This is a genomic window from Pantoea sp. Acro-807, assembly GCF_011752675.1.
In the GTDB taxonomy this organism is placed as follows: Bacteria; Pseudomonadota; Gammaproteobacteria; order Enterobacterales; family Enterobacteriaceae; genus Pantoea; species Pantoea eucrina.
Genome location: NZ_VWXE01000003.1, coordinates 1 through 18,965 on the forward strand (window position 1 = coordinate 1; position 18,965 = coordinate 18,965).

Sequence of the window (18,965 nt, forward strand, 5' to 3'; positions counted from 1 at the left end):
GAGACCCGATTTTCAGCTTGTTTTGCCGGATTAACAGAATTTGCCTGGCGGCCACAGCGCGGCGGTCCCACCTGACCCCATGCCGAACTCAGAAGTGAAACGCCGTAGCGCCGATGGTAGTGTGGGGTCTCCCCATGCGAGAGTAGGGAACTGCCAGGCATCCAATTAAAGCGTGCTGATATGGCTCAGTTGGTAGAGCGCACCCTTGGTAAGGGTGAGGTCCCCAGTTCGACTCTGGGTATCAGCACCAGTTTTAAAAAAAAGCATGAGTTCGGGTAAAAGAATTTGCCTGGCGGCACTAGCGCGGTGGTCCCACCTGACCCCATGCCGAACTCAGAAGTGAAACACCGTAGCGCCGATGGTAGTGTGGGGTCTCCCCATGCGAGAGTAGGGAACTGCCAGGCACCAAACACAGAAGCCCTGAACGAAAGTTCAGGGCTTTTTTGTTTTTGCCTGGCAGGATAAAAACGCGCAGCCATAAAAAAGCCCCTGCTGCATGGCAGGGGCAGAGCTAAGGGCGCTGAGATCAGTGAATAACCTGCGACAGAAACGCGCGGGTACGCTCTGAGCGTGGATTAGCGAAGAACTCCTCTGGCGGCGCCATCTCTACGATCTCTCCCCGATCCATAAAGATCACCCGGTCAGCCACCGTACGTGCAAATCCCATTTCATGCGTCACACACAGCATGGTCATGCCATCTTCTGCCAGGCCAATCATGGTATCCAGCACCTCTTTTACCATCTCAGGATCAAGGGCTGAAGTCGGCTCGTCAAACAGCATAATTTTGGGTTTCATACAGAGCGAACGGGCTATCGCCACACGTTGCTGCTGACCACCAGAGAGCTGTCCCGGAAACTTATGTGCATGTTCGGCGATGCGCACCCGCTCAAGGTAGTGCATCGCCAGCGCTTCCGCCTCCTTCTTCGGCATCTTTCTCACCCAGACAGGGGCCAGCGTGCAGTTCTGCAGAACGGTAAGATGCGGGAACAGATTAAAGTGCTGAAACACCATGCCGACTTCGGTGCGTACCCGTTCGATGTTACGCACGTCATCATTAAGATGAATACCGTCCACGACGATACGTCCCTGCTGATGCTCTTCCAGATGGTTGATACAGCGAATAGTGGTCGATTTTCCTGAGCCTGACGGGCCGCAGAGTACAATGCGCTCACGCGGTTTAACCTGCAGATTAATATCCTTAAGCACGTGAAACTGTCCGTACCACTTGTTCACGTTTTCGAGCGTAATCATCATAGCGTTAGCCGCCGTCGTTATTGTGGATGTCATAGTAAACCTCAGTGCGCTTTACGCCCGGTGTGAAAACGCTTCTCCAGATACTGGCTATAGCGCGACATGCTAAAACAGAAAATCCAGTAGACCAGTGCAGCAAAGACATAGCCTTCTGTGGACATGCCCAGCCATGCAGGATCGACCGTGGCCTGCTGCACGCTGCTGAACAGATCAAACAGGCCGATAATGATCACCAGACTGGTATCTTTGAAGAGTGCGATAATGGTATTCACCAGTCCGGGGATCGTGAGCTTAAGTGCCTGCGGCAGGATCACCAGCGCCTGCGTCCGCCAGTATCCCAGTGCCAGCGATTCAGCCGCTTCATACTGGCCTTTTGGCAGTGCCTGCAGACCGCCGCGCACCACTTCCGCCACATAGGCGGACTGAAACAGAATCACGCCAACCAGCGCCCGAACCAGTTTGTCGATAGTCGTGCCTTCCGCCATAAACAGCGGCAGCATGACAGAGGACATAAACAGCACGGTGATCAGCGGTACGCCACGCCAGAACTCAATAAAAATAACGGATAGCGTACGCACCACCGGCAGGTTTGAGCGCCGGCCCAGTGCCAGCAGAATACCCAGCGGTAATGCGCCGGCGATACCAACGGATGCGATAATCAGCGTCAGCGTCAGGCCGCCCCACTGACGGGTTTCCACCCGCTCCAGACCAAAATAGCCGCCATAAAGCAGCAGCCACACCGCGATCGGATAGAGCACCGCCCAGCAGGCCAGATAGCGGCCACGGCGCGGCATGGCGCGGATAAAGAGCGGAATGACTGACAGTAAACCGATAACCAGAGCCAGGTTGATTCGCCAGCGCAGTTCGTGCGGATAAAGTCCATACATAAACTGACCAAAGCGCGCATGGATAAACACCCAGCAGGCCCCCGCTTTAGTGCAGTCAGCACGGGTTTCACCCAGCCAGTTTGCCTGAAATATCAGCCAGTTCAGTGCCGGTGGAATAACACTCCAGATGAGCCACAGACTGACCAGCGTAAGCAGGGTATTCAGCCAGCCGGAAAAGAGATTTTTGCGCGCCCAGCTCCAGCTCTTCTGCAGCAGATTACTGCTTACCGGCGGCGTTTCATGCGTTGTCACGGACATAGTGTTTCGTTCTCTTAACGCTCAACCAGCGCAATTTTGCGGTTATAGAGGTTCATCAGCAGGGAAATGGTCAGGCTGATGATGAGATAAACCGCCATGGTAATCGCAATGGTTTCTATTGCCTGGCCGGTCTGATTAAGCACCGTACCGGCAAAAAGCGACACCATATCGGGGTAGCCGATAGCGGCGGCCAGCGACGAGTTTTTGACTACGTTTAAATACTGACTGGTCAGCGGAGGAATAATGACGCGCATCGCCTGAGGAATAATGACCTGACGTAGCGTCACGGGATTCGGCAGTCCCAGCGAGCGCGCTGCTTCACTCTGGCCATGTGGTACTGACTGAATACCGGCGCGGATCACCTCAGCAATAAATGAAGAGGTATAAATAGAGAGCGCCACCGTCAGCGCCGCCAGCTCCGGGATCATCACAAAGCCACCGCGGAAATTGAATCCGCGTAGCTCAGGCACATCCCAGTGCACGCCCGCGCCGAACAGGGTATGAGCAATCAGCGGCAGCAGCACAATGAGCCCGGCTGCAGCGGGCCAGGTACGACGCAGCTGACCGGTTTTCAGCTGATGTTTACGATTAAAGCGAAACAGCGCCAGGCTGGCGATAATGCTTAACGCCAGCGCAACCAGAAACGGCAGCGTACCAGGTGCATACTGGGGCCATGGAATATACAAGCCACGATTGCTGACAAAGGCGAGGTCAAAGGCGTTTAGCGCCTGGCGCGGACCCGGCAGATTACGCAGTACGGCAAAGTACCAGAAGAAAATCTGCAGCAGCGGCGGAATATTACGGAACGTCTCAATATAAATGGCAGAGAGCTTACGCAGCAGCCAGTTATCGGACAGGCGCGCCAGGCCTACCGCAAAGCCAAGCAGGGATGCAAAGACGATGCAAAGTGCAGAGACCAGCAGGGTATTGGTCAGCCCGACCATAAAGACCCGGGCGTAGGTATCTCCCTCGGTGTAGTCAATCAGATGCTGAACAATACCAAAACCGGCACTGCGCTCCAGAAAGCCAAAACCTGACGTAATGCCGCGGTTAGCCAGATTGATAATGGTGTTGTGGATTAAATATCCCACCACGGCCACTACCGCAATAATCGCGACAAACTGGTAAAGCCAGGCGCGAACCGCAGGGTTACCGAATGAAAAATCCCTTTTCACGGTTGGGCGTTGCGACATGTTGAAACCTCAATGATAGATACGCGTGGGCACCGCAGGACGCGGTGCCCGACTGGCACAGCAGTAAATCAGCGCACCGGCGGTGCGTACTGAATACCGCCCTGATTCCAGAGCGCATTCTGTCCGCGTGCGATTTTCAGCGCGCTATCTTTACCGACGTTGCGGTCAAAAATTTCCTGATAGTTGCCCACCTGCTTGATGATGTTATAGGCCCACTTGTTATCAAGTTTCAGGTCTTTACCAAAGTCGCCTTCTGCACCCAGCAGATGCGCCATGTCAGGCGTGGTCGGTTTTGCTGCCATCTGATCGACGTTCTTTGAGCTGATGCCCATCTCTTCGGCATTCAGCATGGCAAACAGCGACCACTTAACAATCGTAAACCAGTCGTCGTCACCGCGACGTACCAGCGGCCCGAGCGGCTCTTTGGAGATCACTTCCGGCAGTACAATAAATTCGTCAGGCTTGCCCAGCTTGATACGCAGCGCATAGAGCTGGGATTGATCGGAGGAGAGTGTATCGCAGCGGCCGCTATCAAGTGCTTTGGCTGACTCATCGGAGCGGTCAAAGGTGACCGGGGTGTACTGCATTTTATTCGCTTTGAAATAGTCGGCGACATTGAGTTCGGTATCGGTACCCGCCTGAATACAGACCGTTGCGCCATCCAGCTCTTTGGCACTTTTCAGTCCCGCTTTCTTATGCGTCAGGAAGCCAATGCCGTCATAGTAATTTACGCCGGCAAACAGAAAGCCCATTCCGCCATCGCGTGAAGAGGTCCAGGTAGTATTACGCGACAGGATATCCACTTCGCCCGACTGCAGCGCAGTGAAGCGCTCTTTAGCCGTCAGCGGGGTATATTTAACTTTGCCGGCATCGCCAAACACGGCAGCGGCGGCGGCACGGCAGACATCCACATCAATACCCGTGAATTTGCCGCTGGCATCTGCGTACGAGAAACCAGGCAGTCCATCACTGATCCCACACTGCACAAACCCTTTCTTTTTAATTGCGTCCAGAGTGGTACCTGCATGCGCCTGCTGAGTCACGCTCAGCAGCGTGGCAGCGGCAATCAGGGTGGAGAGCATCATCTTTTTCATAAAGCATCCTGTGTGGCGGTTCGTCTGTTGTTATTGTGGTGCGCACTTTGTAGTGCACTGCTGTCTGTCGGTGGCAATTAGCCATCCAGCCTGTTGCAAAGCTGATGCCAGGTTTGCAGCGGGCTGAATTCTTCAGGAAAGAGCGTCAGAAAAGGGCAGGAAGTAACGTGCGGTTACTATCGCGCACCAAAAGGCGGCATGACGAGTCGCCGCGATCACAAATAGTGCAAATAGTTTCACTATTGGAGCGCAGTGTGAGCTACCGCTCATTAGCCGGACCAGTTAATGCCGCTATGGGTAAACGCAGCAGTGACCGGGGATAGTGGCAGGCACGTGTGAACAGCCCGCAGATTTACGCAGGAGAGGGAGCAGGAAAAATGACGCAGGAGATTGCAACGATAGTTACCATTCAGGCGGTAACTGTTTCACCTGAGGTGATGAGCGGAAGCGGCGACAGAAACAAAAACGCCAGCCCGGAGGCTGGCGTTATCGCAGCAACGAACAATTAGTTCATGCCGTATTTTTTCAGCTTCTTACGCAGAGTACCACGGTTGATACCCATCATCAGGGCTGCACGGGTCTGGTTGCCACGGGTATACTGCATTACCATGTCCAACAGAGGCTGCTCAACTTCAGCCAGTACCAGCTCATACAGATCACTAACATCCTGACCATTCAGTTGAGCAAAATAGTTCTTCAGTGCCTGTTTAACCGAATCACGCAGTGGCTTTTGGGTCACCTGATCCTGTGAGTTAACGGTAGAAACGGTCAGTACGTCAGAATTTACGCGTTGTTCGAACATAGTTCTTTCAGCTCTTTATTTCGTTTACGCAAGATTTTCGAAGTATGCCTCCAACGCCTCCAGCTGTTCGCTGGCATCCTCAATGGCGTTGAATGTGCGCCGAAACTGGTCGTCAGGGGCACTTTCCTGCAAATACCAGGAAACGTGTTTTCGGGCAATACGGTATCCCTTGCGCTGACCGTAAAAGTCGTGCAGCTCCCGTATATGTCCAATCAGCATTTGCTTCACCTCTGCCAGCGGCTTTGGTGCAAGCAGCTCCCCTGTGTCCAGATAATGCTGGATTTCCCGGAAGATCCACGGTCTTCCCTGAGCAGCACGTCCTACCATCAGAGCATCTGCCCCGGTGTAGTCGAGCACTGCCCTGGCTTTATGCGGGTCAGTTATGTCCCCATTCGCGATAATCGGAATGGAAACGCTCTGCTTAACTGTCCGAATGCTGTCGTATTCAGCCTGCCCCTCAAACAAACAGGCGCGGGTGCGTCCATGAATGGTGAGAGCCTGAATGCCACAACGTTCAGCCAATTGGGCAATCTCTGTACAATTACGATTTTCTTTGTCCCAGCCGGTGCGAATCTTCAGCGTAACCGGTACGTCTACTGCATTAACGACCGCACGGAGAATCGATTCTACCAGTTGCGGATGCTGCAGCAGCGCGGAGCCAGCCATCTTACGATTCACTTTTTTAGCCGGACAACCCATATTGATATCGATAACCTGCGCGCCAGACGCAACGTTAATTCGCGCGGCGGCAGCCATCTCATCGGGATCGCAGCCAGCAATTTGCACGGCACGAATGCCGGGCTCGTCACTATGCACCATACGCAGCCGGGATTTGTCACTGGCCCAGACTTCCGGGTTAGATGACAGCATCTCGGAGACAGTCATACCGGCGCCGTTCTCGTAACAGAGTGTGCGAAATGGCTTGTCGGTTACTCCGGCCATAGGCGCAGCAATGAGGCGATTACGTAGCTGGTGGTGTCCAATGCGCATGAAAAAAGAAGTGACCCTAACTGTTCGCAAGGCGGCGTATATTACGCATTTTTTCCGGAAGATGAAAGGCCAAACTTTGAACAACAGCCTCTTAACATTAAAGCGTCTGCGCTGCCTTCAACCCGCCTCTTATAATAGTCTTTTAAAATCATTAGGTTAAATATTTAAGGCGAAATTGTGAACAAACATTTTTCTGAATTCAGACCGCAAAACGCGATATAAAAGCCGCGATTTTAACGAATTAACCACAGAATTAACGGCTATTTGCGCAAATTTAATACAAAATTATTCTGTCCGAAGGCAGTGCCGGTACCGCATGCTATCTGTTCCGAAGAAACCCCAGGCTTGCGCTTGCAGACCTGGGGTAAAAACTAACGCAGGCGTCCGGTAATACGGCACCACTCTTCTTTCTCCGCGACCGGATCAAGTGCGAAGCGCTCAGCATAAGCTTCACAAACGCTTTCTGCCTGACTGGCCAGTACGCCAGAAAGACCAAGGTAGCCGCCTGCTTTTGGCAGAACGCCAATCAGCGGTGCCAGTTCGCGCAGCGGGCCCGCCAGAATGTTGGCGACCACCACGTCAGCCTGCAGGTTTTCAGGCTGCTGATGTGGCAAGTAGAGCGACAGGCGATCTGCCACGCCGTTGCGTTCAGCATTATCACGGCTCGCCTGAATGGCCTGCGGATCGATATCGATCCCAATCGCCTGTGCGGCACCCAGCTTGAGCGCGGCGATCGCCAGAATGCCGGAGCCGCAGCCAAAGTCGATCACCGTTTTGCCCTGCAGATCGAGACCATCCAGCCAGCTCAGGCAGAGTGACGTGGTAGGGTGAGTTCCGGTGCCGAAGGCCAGGCCGGGATCGAGCATGACGTTGACCGCGTCCGGATCGGGAACATCCCGCCAGCTTGGACAGATCCACAGGCGTTCACCAAAGCGCATCGGATGGAAGTTGTCCATCCACTCGCGCTCCCAGTCTTTATCTTCGATCTGCTCGATCTTGTAGTGAAAGGTCGATCCCGGCACCGGCTGCAGACGCAGTGCGGCTACCACCTCATCCATATCACTTTCGGCGTCAAACAGGCCAATGACATCAGTATCACCCCACAGTCGGGTTTCACCCGGGAGGGGTTCATACACCGGATTGTCGTGCGTGTCCTGAAACGTCACCGAGACGGCACCCACTTCCATCAGAGCATCGCTCAGCGGCTCAGCCTGTTCTCCGGTGCTGTTAATCTTGATTTGAATCCATGGCATAGCGTTTCTCTTTATTTCAGTGCAGCGTCGTGCGTCGCAGACGCGCTGCCAAACAGGTTACCTGCCAGAAAAGCGAGCAGGCTCAGGGTTAGCGAGGGAACAATAGGGTGGAGTCCCCACCACTCAATATTCAGGCTGGCGAGCAGCGTATAGCTTACGGCACCGGCGATCATACCGCTGATGGCTCCGGCAGCATTGGCGCGCTCCCAGTAGAGACCCAGCACCAGCGGCCACAGAAAGACCGCTTCCAGCCCGCCAAACGCCAGCAGATTAAGCCAGATGATCATATCCGGCGGATTCCAGGCCGCCAGCAGCAGCAGGATGCCCAGCACAAAAGTAATCGTGCCGGAGAGCATGCGCAGCCGCGCTTCATTTTCACTCTGCCGGGGCGCAAGACGCAGATAGAGATCTTTGATCAGCGTAGCGGATGCCTGCAGGAGCTGCGCGTTAATGGTCGACATAATGGCCGCCATCGGCGCGGCAAGAAAAATGCCGGCTGCCATCGGCGGCAGTACGGTAATCATCAGCGTCGGGATCACCTGGTCAGGTATGGTCAGGTCAGGCAATACCACACGTCCCAGCGCGCCAGCCAGATGCATCCCCAGCATCAGGATCACCACCACGATGGTGCCGAGAATGATCCCGCGATGCATCGCCTTGCTGTCTTTGTAAGAGATGCAGCGTACGGCGGTATGTGGCAAACCGATAACGCCAAAGCAGACCAGTACGGCGAATGAGCTGAGGAAGGCAGGTGTAATCACATTGCCTGCCCCTTCCGGCGACACCAGTTGCGGATCGATAGCGCGCAGCGTGCTGACCGCGTGACTCAGCCCGCCGGCATGATGAATAACAGCAAACAGCAGCAGAAACGTGCCAGCCAGCATTACCAGCCCCTGCATCGCATCGTTCAGCACGCTGGCGCGAAAGCCCCCGAAAGCCGTATAAAGGGCGATAGTTCCGCCAAAAATCAGCAGGCCCGTATCGTAAGGAATGCCCGCCGCCGTTTCCAGCAGGCGAGCGCCGCCGATAAACTGCACGGTCATGGCACCGATAAATGCCACCAGCAGGCTGATACTGGCCAGCCAGATCAGCAGCGGGCTGCGATAGCGACCATAAAGCATATCGTTGAGCGTTACTGCGTTATAGCGCCGGGCCAGAATGGCAAATTTCTTGCCGAGCACGCCCAGTGATAGCCAGACGGCAGGCACCTGAATCATCGCCAGCAGTACCCAGCCCAGACCATATTTATAGGCGGCACCGGGCCCCCCTATAAATGAGCTGGCGCTGATATAGGTTGTGGTCAGCGTCATGGCCAGCACAAACCCGCCCATGGAGCGGCTGCCGAGAAAATATTCGGTCAGAAAACTGCCCTGGCGCTGTTTGCGCATGGCGATTACCGATAGCACGGCGATCAGAACCAGGTAAGCCAGCAGCGGCAGAAGGATCTCACTCTCCATCACGGTCCTCCAGTGACATATCACGGAAAATGACGCGGACCATCAGCGCACAGAGTCCGGTAAACAGTAGCGGTGCAAATATGCAGGAGAGTTCGAACCAGCGGGGCAGGCCAGATATTCCGCTTTGCGTCCCGCCGAGCCAGGCAGACAGGGCCCACACCAGCAGATATGCGAGAGCGAGGCCCAGCGACCAGCGCGCCTCTTTGTTCGCTTGTAGAAAACGCCCATCCATCAGATAACCTCACAGGCGATAACAATAAAAAAGGCCGGATTAACCGGCCTCTGTCGTGCTCTGCGCTGCGATTACTTTTCGTGCAGGCCGAGTTTTTTCTCCAGATAGTGGATGTTGGTGCCACCCTGCTGGAAGTTTTCGTCGGACATGATTTTCATCTGCAGCTCGACGTTGGTTTTGATGCCGTCGATGATCAGCTCAGCCAGAGCATTTTTCATGCGGGCGATCGCCACTTCACGGGTTTCGCCGTAAGTAATGAGTTTGCCAATCATGGAATCGTAGTACGGCGGCACGGTGTAGCCAGCGTAAATGTGCGATTCCCAGCGTACACCAAAGCCACCCGGCGCGTGGAAACGCGTAATTTTACCCGGGCTTGGCAGGAAGGTATTAGGATCTTCGGCGTTGATACGGCATTCCACCGCATGACCACGCACGACCACATCTTCCTGTTTGATCGACAGCGGCTGACCGGCAGCAATACGCAGCTGCTCTTTGATAAGGTCAACGCCGGTGATCATTTCGGTAACCGGATGTTCAACCTGAATACGGGTGTTCATCTCAATAAAGTAGAACTCGCCGTTTTCATACAGGAACTCAAAAGTACCGGCTCCACGATAGCCAATTTCCACGCAGGCGTTAGAGCAGCGCTCGCCGATGAAGCGACGCAGTTCCGGCGTGATGCCTGGCGCAGGTGCTTCTTCCACCACTTTCTGGTGGCGACGCTGCATGGAGCAGTCGCGCTCCGCCAGATAGATGGCGTTGCCCTGGCCATCGGCCAGCACCTGAATTTCGATATGGCGCGGGTTCTCGAGGAATTTTTCCATGTAGACCATGTCGTTATTGAAAGCCGCTTTGGCTTCCGCTTTCGTCATGCCGATGGATTGCTCAAGATCTTTTTCATGGCGTACAACGCGCATACCGCGTCCGCCGCCGCCGCCAGAGGCTTTGATGATAACCGGATAACCGATACGCTTCGCGATAGCGCGGTTTTTATCCATATCATCAGTCAGTGAGCCATCTGAACCCGGAACGGTCGGTACGCCCGCTTTTTTCATCGCGGTAATAGCAGAAACTTTGTCGCCCATCAGGCGGATCGTATCCGCTTTCGGACCCACAAAGATAAAGCCTGAACGTTCAACCTGCTCAGCAAAATCAGCGTTCTCAGACAGAAAGCCGTATCCCGGATGGATCGCAACTGCGCCGGTAATTTCAGCGGCAGAGATCAGGGCCGGAATATTCAGGTAACTTTTGACCGACTGCGCCGGGCCGATGCAGACAGTTTCATCTGCCAGCAGCACGTGCTTGAGGTCGCGATCTGCCGTGGAGTGGACCGCTACGGTTTTGATGCCCAGCTCTTTGCAGGCACGCAGAATGCGCAGCGCGATTTCACCACGGTTAGCAATGACAATTTTATCCAGCATGCTTCGCCTCGTTATTCGATGACGACCAGCGGCTCGTCAAATTCAACCGGCTGGCCGCTTTCTACCAGGATCGCCTTCACAACGCCGGATTTATCGGCTTCGATCTGGTTCATCATTTTCATCGCTTCAACGATGCACAGGGTATCGCCAGCGTTCACTTTCTGACCCACTTCCACAAACGCTTTTGCGTCCGGGCTTGGGGTACGGTAGAAGGTGCCGACCATCGGTGAACGGACAATGTGACCGCTGACTTCAGGCTTAGCGGCTTCAACCGGAGCGGCAGCAACCGGCGCAACGGCAGCGGCCAGTGCAGGCTGCGGAGCAGGTGCAGCATAAGCCTGCTGCATCATAGGATAACCGACATTGGCAGGTGAACGGCTGATGCGAACTGACTCTTCGCCTTCAGAGATTTCCAGCTCAGCAATGCCGGACTCTTCAACCAGTTCGATCAGTTTCTTAATTTTACGAATATCCATGAGTGTGGTTCCGTACTCTGTTTAATTGGAATGTGACAGGCGTTTTATCGCCGTTTGTAAAGCCCACGCGTACCCATCCGCGCCAAGTCCACAAATGACGCCGGCAGATACATCGGAAAGATAGGAGTGGTGCCGGAACGGCTCGCGTGCATGCACGTTGGAGAGATGCACCTCGATAAAAGGTATGCTTACCGCCAGCAAAGCATCACGCAGCGCAACGCTGGTGTGCGTGAACGCAGCCGGATTGATGATGATGTAATCCACATTGCTGCGCGCGGCGTGAATACGATCGATCAGCTGATATTCTGCGTTCGATTGCAAATGACTCAATTTCACATGGTGCTGGTCAGCCTGCTGCGCCAGATCGCTGACGATATCAGCCAGCGTGGCGTGACCATACTTGTCAGGCTCGCGCGTTCCCAGCAAATTCAGGTTGGGACCGTTCAACAACAGTATGTGAAATTTATGCGCCATCTTGCGGCTATCTCCTGCAATCATTAGGGCATCGCGTAAAATACCGCGACATCCTTCATTTGTCACCCTTGAGAGTGAAAAAGAAGGGTTTGCTTGCAATAAAGCCGGGCATTATATCCGTTTCGGGACAATTCGCAGCAAAATACTGGTCTTATCTGCGAAGTTGATCCGGTGCGGCCCGAAGGCCACACGTTTTAACAGAAAGCGGGGGGAGAAAACAACCTCAGGAAAATCAGCGGCTGAAGCTTTTGCGTAACTTTTTGTAGCGCCACGCCAGCAGCAGCGCGGCTGCCAGCGCATAGAGCCACGGCTGTGGTGACAGGACTTTGACTGACCAGAGATAGTGAATGGGAACGAGGATCGCTACCAGATAGATAGCGTTATGCAGCGTTTGCCAGCGTCTGCCCAGCTTGCGCTGCGCGCGCTGAAATGAGGTTATCGCCAGCGCAAATAGCACCACCCAGCTGATCATACCCAGCAGCAGATAGGGGCGGGCGAAAATTTCACTGCCGAGCAGGCGCAGATGCGTATAGCCCAGCTCCAGCAGCCAGTAGCTGATCAGATGTAGCGTGGCCCAGGCAAAGCACCAGAGACCCAGCATCCGGCGGGTGCGGATCAGCAGTGGCTGTTTGAGATAGCGCGTCAGCGGAGTGACCAGCAGCGTTGCCAGCAACAGCTTCAGCGCCATTCTGCCGGTAAAGTGCTGAATATCTTTGGCCGGATCGGCGCTCAGCCAGCCCTGAGCAGCCGAAAGCACCAGATAGATCAGCGGCAGCAGGGCGGCCAGGTGCAGCACCACTTTGAGCCAGGTAACCTGTCGCAGGGTCAGTCGCATTTAAAAATTCTCCCGCAGATCGAGCCCGCGATAGAGTGACGCAACCTCACGTGCATAACCGTTAAACAGCAGCGTAGGCTGCCGCTCTACGTTGAGCAGGCCGCCCGCGCCGATAAAACGCTCTGTCGCCTGTGACCAGCGCGGGTGGTCAACGTGCGGATTCACATTGGCGTAAAACCCATATTCGCTGGCGGCAATCTGGCTCCAGGTGGTCGGCGGCTGTTCAGCGGTCAGCGTGATTTTCACAATGGATTTAATGCCTTTGAATCCATATTTCCACGGCACCGTCAGGCGTATCGGGGCACCATTCTGCGGCGGCAGCGCTTTGCCGTAGACACCGGTGCTGAGCAGCGTCAGCGGATGCATCGCTTCATCCAGCCGCAATCCTTCAACATAGGGATAGTCGAGCCCGCCGCCAATAAAGCGATCTTTCTGACCTGGCATCTGTTCAGGATCGTAGAGCGTCTGAAACGCCACATAGCGTGCGCGGCTGGTGGGTTCAGCCAGCTTCAGCAGCTTACTGAGTTCAAAGCCCACCCAGGGCACGACCATTGACCAGGCTTCAACGCAGCGCATACGGTAGATACGCTGCTCCATGGCAAAGCGTTTAAAAATGTCATCCATATCCAGCGTCATGGGCTTAGCCACTTCGCCATCAATACGCAGCTGCCAGGGTTCAGTCTTTAGTGAGCCGGCGTTAGCTGCGGGATCGGCCTTATCCAGGCCAAACTCATAAAAGTTGTTGTAGCCCGCAACCTTATCGTAAGGCGTCAGGGGCAAATCCGCCTGCCACTGTGCGGGTTTAGTGAACGTCAAATCGCGTCCTGCGGGTGCCGGCGGTCGATCATTTCCTTTAAACCAGCTCAGAATGTCCGCCCGCGCGCTACCCGGCAGCGTCGCAGCGGCAGCGCCAATCCCCAGCGCCTTCAGCACCTGACGCCGGCGCAGCGCAAAGATGTTTTCCGGGGTAACATCAGCTTCAGTGAGAGTGTGCTTGAACTTCATGGTGTTCTCCGGCAGATAAGCAGTGATCATTAAGATGCGTAAACCCCATCGGCGATGCCACTTTGCCGGGGAAAATATGAAATTTCCTGGCAGACAGCCTCTGTTGAGAATAGGACGAAAAAGTCCGCCCGGCAGTCAGGCGCTGTGACTTTACCGTTATACTCGCGCGACAGCGTGCTTGCCGGAGCATTGGCGCTGATTCAGACAGCTATTTATGGTACTTTGCTCAGGATTGCGTCAGCTGAATGACGCACAGGCTGGCTGCCCGTTTATAACCGCAGTGGTACAGGCACAGGGATGCGATTAACAACGAAGTTTTCTGCGTTTATTACATTATTAAGCTTACTGGCAATGTTACTGATGCTGGTAGGCTGCGCTTTTAGTTTTATCTGGCTGTCGCAGGAGCGCGTTGAGAGCCGTATCGATACGCTGGCGACCGAAGTTGACAAAGCGCTGATGACTCAGTCGCCGCAGGAGGTTGAACAGTGGCTGACGCGGCTGATGCCGGTGATCAACGCTGAGCAGGTCACGCTGCTCAATGACGAAGGCGAAGTATTCCGTCTTACCCGCCATGAGAATCCGATGCTGGAAGATGAGCCTAACCGGTTTATTCAGCTTGAGCTGCCCCTGGTGCATGCGCCCGAAATGCAGCTGCGCGTCGTGGTTCTCGATCCGGCAAAAACCTGGTTCCGCTCCTTTACCGGCGCCTATACGCTGGTGGTGCTGCTGAGCGTGGTTGCCATTATGGCGGCGCTGCTGGCGATGACGCACCACTGGCTTAATCGCCGCTGGCGCAATATGGATCGGCTGGAGGCGCGCGCGGAACGCATTATTGCCGGCGAGCGCATTGCCCGCGTTCCGGGCACCACTGAATGGCCGGCTAAAGCCAGCCGCGCGCTGGATACGCTGCTCAGCGATCTGCAGGAAGCAGGAGAACAGCGTCTGCGAATCGATACGCTGATCCGCACGTTTGCGGCTCAGGATGCGCGCACAGGTCTCAATAATCGCCTCTTTTTTGATAACCAGCTGGCGACGCTGCTGGAAGATCAGGAGGATGTCGGTACGCATGGCGTGGTAATGATGATCCGCCTGCCTGACTTCGACAATCTGCATGAGATAATTGGTCCGACGCTGGCCGAAGAGTACCTGTTTGATATCATCAATATGTTTTCTACGTTTGTGCTGCGCTATCCGGGGGCGCTGCTGGCCCGCTATTTTCGCAGCGATTTTGCCGTGCTGCTGCCGCACCGGACGCTGAAAGAGGCGAACAGCATCGCCGAGCAGCTTATCAATGCGGTGGACTCGCTGCCGCCGATGCGCAGGGTGGATCGTGATGATTTAATCCATATCGGCATCAACGCCTGGTGCAGCGGACAGAGCGCACTGCAGGTGATGGAGAGCGTAGAGCTGGCCACGCGGCGCGCCGTGCTGCAGGGAGGCAACACCTGGTCAGTGGGCGAGGGTAATCCGCTGGAGATGGGCCGCGGCAGCGTGCGCTGGCGTACGCTGCTGGAGAATACGCTCAATCGCGGTGGTCCCCGTCTTTATCAAAAGCCTGCGGTACTACTGGATGGTAAAGTGCACCACCGTGAGATGCTGGCGCGCATATTTGATGGTGATAAAGAAGTGGTTGCCGCCGAGTTTATGCCGCTGGTCATGCAGCTGGGGCTGACCGACAGCTGGGATCGCCAGCTGGTGACGCGCATCGCCGCGCTGACAGAAGTGTGGCCGGATGAGACGCTGGCGCTGCCGGTAAGTATCGATTCACTGCTGCAGCGCCCGTTCCAGCGCTGGCTGCAAAAATTGCTGCTGCAGTGTAATAAATCCCAGCGCCGGCGATTTTTATTTGAACTTGCCGAGGCGGATGTGTGTCAACACATCAATCGTTTGCTGCCGGTCTTTCACATGCTCACCACGTTTGGCTGCCGTATCGCAGTCGATCAGGCGGGAATGACGGTGGTCAGCAGCGCCTATATCCGCCAGCTTCCTGTTGATGTGATTAAGCTGGATCCGGGGCTGGTACGGAATATTGACCGCCGCACAGAGAATCAGCTTTTTGTGCAAAGCCTGCTGGAGGTGTGTAAATCCACCTCCAGCTATGTTTTTGCTGCTGGCGTGCGTACCCGGGCTGAATGGCAAACCCTGACTGCACTTGGGGTAGCGGGCGGGCAGGGCGATCTGTTTGCGCCTTCCTTACCGGTTAACAGTAACGTTAAAAAACACTCGCAACGTTACCGCATTTGATGCGCTGGCAGGGTTTGTCCCGGCAATCGATGTTTTTCTGGCGTTAACCAGCGGGAGCGGGCAGAGCCAGAGGCATGAAATGTTAAATTTTATGTCGATAACCCCGCCGCAGGTCCGGGCAATTTGCGTTAAAGAGGGCCGTTTAGCGCTATCTGGCGCTGCCAGTAGCGAACAGTACCGGCCGGAAAAATTATATGGTCTATTTTTTCACCTTAGCCGAACGTTTTTGCGCCTTGTAGCGGCTTCGTGTGGTTGGTAAAGTAAGCGGATTTTATTTTCCGCCCCCAGCTTGCAGGATTATCCCTTAGTATGTTTAAAAAATTTCGCGGCATGTTTTCCAATGACTTGTCCATTGACCTGGGTACTGCGAATACCCTGATTTATGTAAAAGGACAGGGCATCGTGCTGAACGAGCCTTCAGTGGTTGCTATCCGTCAGGACCGCGCCGGCTCCCCAAAGAGCGTAGCGGCTGTTGGTCATGACGCAAAGCAGATGCTTGGCCGTACGCCGGGCAACATTGCCGCTATTCGTCCGATGAAAGATGGCGTGATTGCCGACTTCTTCGTGACTGAAAAAATGCTCCAGCACTTTATTAAGCAGGTACACAGCAACAGCTTTATGCGCCCGAGTCCGCGCGTACTGGTGTGTGTACCGGTCGGCGCGACCCAGGTTGAGCGTCGCGCTATCCGTGAATCTGCGCAGGGCGCAGGGGCACGCGAAGTCTTCCTGATTGAAGAGCCGATGGCTGCGGCTATCGGTGCCGGCCTGCCGGTCTCTGAAGCAACCGGTTCTATGGTCGTGGATATCGGTGGCGGTACGACTGAAGTCGCCGTGATCTCCCTGAACGGCGTGGTCTACTCCTCTTCTGTACGTATCGGTGGCGATCGCTTTGATGAAGCTATCATCAATTACGTGCGCCGCAATTACGGTTCATTGATTGGTGAAGCCACCGCAGAACGTATCAAGCATGAAATCGGTTCAGCCTATCCGGGCGACGAAGTGCGCGAAATCGAAGTGCGCGGCCGTAACCTTGCAGAAGGCGTGCCGCGTGGCTTTACGCTGAACTCAAATGAAATTCTTGAAGCGCTGCAGGAGCCGCTGACCGGCATCGTCAGCGCGGTTATGGTTGCGCTGGAGCAGTGTCCGCCAGAGCTCGCTTCTGATATTTCAGAGCGTGGCATGGTGCTGACCGGCGGTGGCGCACTGCTGCGTAATCTGGATCGCCTGCTGATGGAAGAGACAGGTATTCCGGTCGTGGTAGCGGAAGATCCGCTGACCTGCGTAGCGCGTGGCGGCGGTAAAGCGCTGGAGATGATCGACATGCATGGTGGCGATCTGTTCAGCGAGGAGTAATTCCTCACTGGCTGCGACCATGGTCATATTGCGCAGGGAATCGCGACAATACTCATCATAAACTGAACCGCACGCAGCGTTGTATTATGCAGCGGCGGTTCAGGCATGGGTAAATGGCGCGGCTGCGTATGACGGCATAGTGCGTCCAGCCCTGGAGGCGCGGGTCTGCGGACTGGTGCTTCTTCCCTGATGTCGAGGAATTCGCAGAATTTATGAAGCCGATTTTTAGCAGGGGGCCTTCCCTGCAGTTGCGTCTCTTTCTGGCCGTTATCGTGGCAATTGCGATTATCATCGCCGACAGCCGCGTAAGTACTTTCTCCCGGATCCGCAACTATCTGGACACGTCAGTCAGCCCATTTTATTTTCTGGCCAACGGCCCGCGACAGCTGCTTGACGGCGTGTCGGATACGCTGGCATCCCGTCAGCAGCTGGAGCTGGAGAACAAAGCGCTGCGCCGCGAGCTTTTCCTGAAAAACAGCGATCTGCTGATGCTGGGGCAATATAAGCAGGAAAATGCCCGCCTGCGCGAGCTGCTTGGATCGCCGCTGCGTCAGGATGAGCACAAAATGGTGACGCAGGTGATCTCAACCGGCACCGATCCTTATACCGATCAGGTGGTGATCGATAAGGGCAGCGTAAACGGCGTTTACGAAGGTCAGCCGGTGATCAGCGATAAAGGCGTTGTCGGGCAGGTGGTGGCCGTTGGCCAGCTGACCAGCCGCGTGCTGCTGATCTGCGACGCCTCTCACGCGCTGCCGATTCAGGTGCTGCGTAACGATATTCGCGTTATTGCTGCCGGTAACGGCTGCAGCGAAGATCTGCAGCTGGAGCATCTGCCAGGCAATACTGATATTCGCGTCGGCGACGTGCTGGTGACATCCGGCCTCGGCGGCCGGTTCCCGGAAGGTTATCCGGTCGGCGTCGTGTCGTCAGTCAAGGTTGATACCCAGCGCGCCTATACGGTCATTCAGGCGCGTCCGACTGCCGGGCTGCAGCGTCTGCGCTACCTGCTGCTGCTGTGGGGAGCTGATAAAAATGGCGATATGCCGATGGCACCGGATGAGGTACATCGCGTAGCGAACGAGCGTCTGATGCAGATGATGCCTCAGGTGCTGCCACCGGCGGGTGAAATGGGGCCGCCGGCGCCCGCGGGGATGCAGCAGAGTCAGCAGATGGGACCGCCATCTTCTGCGGCCAGCGGGAGTGCGCAGAGCACGCCGGCGAACACGCGTGGGGGCCAGCCTTGAGCCGATATCGCAGTCAGGGACGGTGGGTAATCTGGCTCTCTTTTCTGCTGGCATTAATTCTGCAAATCATGCCGTGGCCGGAGCAGTTCTATATGTTCCGGCCGTCGTGGCTGCTGCTTATTCTGATCTACTGGGTGCTGGCGCTGCCGCATCGGGTCAACGTCGGCACCGGGTTCTTTCTCGGTGCCGTTATGGATCTGATTGCCGGCTCCACGCTGGGCGTACGCGCGCTGGCCTTCAGTATCATCGCCTACCTGGTCGCCTTTAAATTCCAGCTGTTCCGCAACCTCGCATTGTGGCAGCAGGCGTTAATGGTTATGGTTCTTTCACTGGCAGTAGATGTCATTGTTTTTTGGGCTGAATTCCTGGTCATAGACGTCTCATTCCGGCCAGAAATTTTCTGGAGTAGCGTGGTCGACGGCATCCTCTGGCCCTGGCTATTCTTATTGATGAGAAAGATCCGCCGGCAGTTTGCCGTTCAGTAAGGAACAC

19 protein-coding genes, 1 tRNA gene and 2 rRNA genes are annotated in these 18,965 nt (G+C 55.3%); 8 read left to right on the top strand and 14 right to left on the bottom strand.

Annotated elements, in window-relative coordinates; genetic code table 11:
* Positions 1–43 precede the first annotated feature (43 nt).
* The 3 genes from rrf (F3J39_RS08785) (at position 44) to rrf (F3J39_RS08795) (ending at position 404) form a co-directional block, all read left to right on the top strand.
* Positions 44–159 (top strand): 5S ribosomal RNA (rrf, locus tag F3J39_RS08785).
* A gap of 15 nt (positions 160–174) precedes the next feature.
* Positions 175–250, top strand: a tRNA-Thr gene (locus F3J39_RS08790).
* A 38-nt stretch (positions 251–288) separates the two neighbouring features.
* Positions 289–404: ribosomal RNA gene (rrf, locus tag F3J39_RS08795) — 5S ribosomal RNA — on the top strand.
* A 122-nt stretch (positions 405–526) separates the two neighbouring features.
* Here rrf (F3J39_RS08795) and F3J39_RS08800 read toward each other — a convergent pair.
* From F3J39_RS08800 to F3J39_RS08815, 4 genes are all read right to left on the bottom strand, one after another.
* Positions 527–1,288: an amino acid ABC transporter ATP-binding protein gene (locus F3J39_RS08800; RefSeq protein WP_071669154.1), complete on the bottom strand. Its 762-nt coding sequence runs from the start codon at positions 1,286–1,288 to the stop codon at positions 527–529.
* An 8-nt stretch (positions 1,289–1,296) separates the two neighbouring features.
* Complete coding sequence (locus tag F3J39_RS08805; RefSeq protein WP_071669155.1) at positions 1,297–2,397, bottom strand: amino acid ABC transporter permease; 1,101 nt, start codon at positions 2,395–2,397, stop codon at positions 1,297–1,299.
* Between the two features lie 14 nt (positions 2,398–2,411).
* Positions 2,412–3,590, bottom strand: a complete 1,179-nt coding sequence (locus tag F3J39_RS08810) for an amino acid ABC transporter permease (protein WP_071669156.1) — start codon at positions 3,588–3,590, stop codon at positions 2,412–2,414.
* Between the two features lie 68 nt (positions 3,591–3,658).
* Positions 3,659–4,684 (bottom strand): amino acid ABC transporter substrate-binding protein, encoded by a 1,026-nt coding sequence (locus tag F3J39_RS08815; protein ID WP_071669157.1) that lies wholly within the window; start codon positions 4,682–4,684, stop codon positions 3,659–3,661.
* 377 nt (positions 4,685–5,061) lie between these two features.
* Between F3J39_RS08815 and F3J39_RS18925 the strand changes: the two genes are divergently transcribed.
* A complete protein-coding gene (locus tag F3J39_RS18925) occupies positions 5,062–5,193 on the top strand; it encodes a hypothetical protein (RefSeq protein WP_255402078.1) in 132 nt (43 codons plus the stop codon).
* On the opposite strand, the gene fis is transcribed toward F3J39_RS18925, so the two are convergent.
* The 10 genes from fis to msrP all read right to left on the bottom strand — a co-directional run bounded on the left by fis (position 5,190) and on the right by msrP (position 13,629).
* The gene (gene fis, locus F3J39_RS08820; protein ID WP_003855228.1) at positions 5,190–5,486 is read right to left on the bottom strand and encodes a DNA-binding transcriptional regulator Fis; all 297 of its coding nucleotides are present in this window, start codon (positions 5,484–5,486) and stop codon (positions 5,190–5,192) included. The two genes, F3J39_RS18925 and fis, sit on opposite strands and share 4 nt — an antisense overlap.
* A 24-nt stretch (positions 5,487–5,510) precedes the next feature.
* The gene (dusB, locus tag F3J39_RS08825; protein ID WP_039380734.1) at positions 5,511–6,476 is read right to left on the bottom strand and encodes a tRNA dihydrouridine synthase DusB; all 966 of its coding nucleotides are present in this window, start codon (positions 6,474–6,476) and stop codon (positions 5,511–5,513) included.
* A 371-nt stretch (positions 6,477–6,847) separates the two neighbouring features.
* Positions 6,848–7,729, bottom strand: coding sequence for a 50S ribosomal protein L11 methyltransferase (prmA, locus tag F3J39_RS08830; RefSeq protein WP_039380731.1), 882 nt, complete (start codon positions 7,727–7,729; stop codon positions 6,848–6,850).
* Between the two features lie 11 nt (positions 7,730–7,740).
* On the bottom strand, positions 7,741–9,186 hold the full coding sequence (panF, locus tag F3J39_RS08835) for a sodium/pantothenate symporter (RefSeq protein WP_104085371.1): 1,446 nt from the start codon (positions 9,184–9,186) through the stop codon (positions 7,741–7,743).
* Positions 9,176–9,418: a YhdT family protein gene (locus F3J39_RS08840; protein WP_071669160.1), complete on the bottom strand. Its 243-nt coding sequence runs from the start codon at positions 9,416–9,418 to the stop codon at positions 9,176–9,178. The genes panF and F3J39_RS08840 overlap by 11 nt, the downstream gene beginning before the upstream one ends.
* 71 nt (positions 9,419–9,489) lie before the next feature.
* Positions 9,490–10,839 carry an acetyl-CoA carboxylase biotin carboxylase subunit gene (gene accC / locus F3J39_RS08845; RefSeq protein ID WP_071669161.1) on the bottom strand — a complete coding sequence of 450 codons (1,350 nt, stop codon included), beginning with the start codon at positions 10,837–10,839 and terminating at the stop codon, positions 9,490–9,492.
* An 11-nt stretch (positions 10,840–10,850) separates the two neighbouring features.
* Complete coding sequence (gene accB, locus F3J39_RS08850) at positions 10,851–11,315, bottom strand: acetyl-CoA carboxylase biotin carboxyl carrier protein (RefSeq protein ID WP_039380716.1); 465 nt, start codon at positions 11,313–11,315, stop codon at positions 10,851–10,853.
* A 21-nt stretch (positions 11,316–11,336) separates the two neighbouring features.
* Complete coding sequence (gene aroQ, locus F3J39_RS08855) at positions 11,337–11,789, bottom strand: type II 3-dehydroquinate dehydratase (RefSeq protein WP_166714166.1); 453 nt, start codon at positions 11,787–11,789, stop codon at positions 11,337–11,339.
* Positions 11,790–12,021: 232 nt separating this feature from the next.
* Positions 12,022–12,624 (bottom strand): protein-methionine-sulfoxide reductase heme-binding subunit MsrQ, encoded by a 603-nt coding sequence (gene msrQ / locus F3J39_RS08860; protein WP_108569965.1) that lies wholly within the window; start codon positions 12,622–12,624, stop codon positions 12,022–12,024.
* Positions 12,625–13,629: a protein-methionine-sulfoxide reductase catalytic subunit MsrP gene (gene msrP, locus F3J39_RS08865; protein WP_071669248.1), complete on the bottom strand. Its 1,005-nt coding sequence runs from the start codon at positions 13,627–13,629 to the stop codon at positions 12,625–12,627.
* A gap of 297 nt (positions 13,630–13,926) precedes the next feature.
* Here msrP and csrD point away from each other — a divergent pair, with 297 nt between their 5' ends.
* From csrD to mreD, 4 genes are all read left to right on the top strand, one after another.
* Entirely contained in the window at positions 13,927–15,873 is a 1,947-nt protein-coding gene (gene csrD, locus F3J39_RS08870) for an RNase E specificity factor CsrD (RefSeq protein WP_094111842.1), read from the top strand.
* A gap of 309 nt (positions 15,874–16,182) precedes the next feature.
* Complete coding sequence (mreB, locus tag F3J39_RS08875; protein ID WP_003855260.1) at positions 16,183–17,226, top strand: rod shape-determining protein MreB; 1,044 nt, start codon at positions 16,183–16,185, stop codon at positions 17,224–17,226.
* A gap of 212 nt (positions 17,227–17,438) precedes the next feature.
* The gene (mreC, locus tag F3J39_RS08880; protein WP_039380699.1) at positions 17,439–18,473 is read left to right on the top strand and encodes a rod shape-determining protein MreC; all 1,035 of its coding nucleotides are present in this window, start codon (positions 17,439–17,441) and stop codon (positions 18,471–18,473) included.
* Positions 18,470–18,958 carry a rod shape-determining protein MreD gene (gene mreD / locus F3J39_RS08885; protein ID WP_039380697.1) on the top strand — a complete coding sequence of 163 codons (489 nt, stop codon included), beginning with the start codon at positions 18,470–18,472 and terminating at the stop codon, positions 18,956–18,958. The genes mreC and mreD overlap by 4 nt, the downstream gene beginning before the upstream one ends.
* Positions 18,959–18,965: the final 7 nt, after the last annotated feature.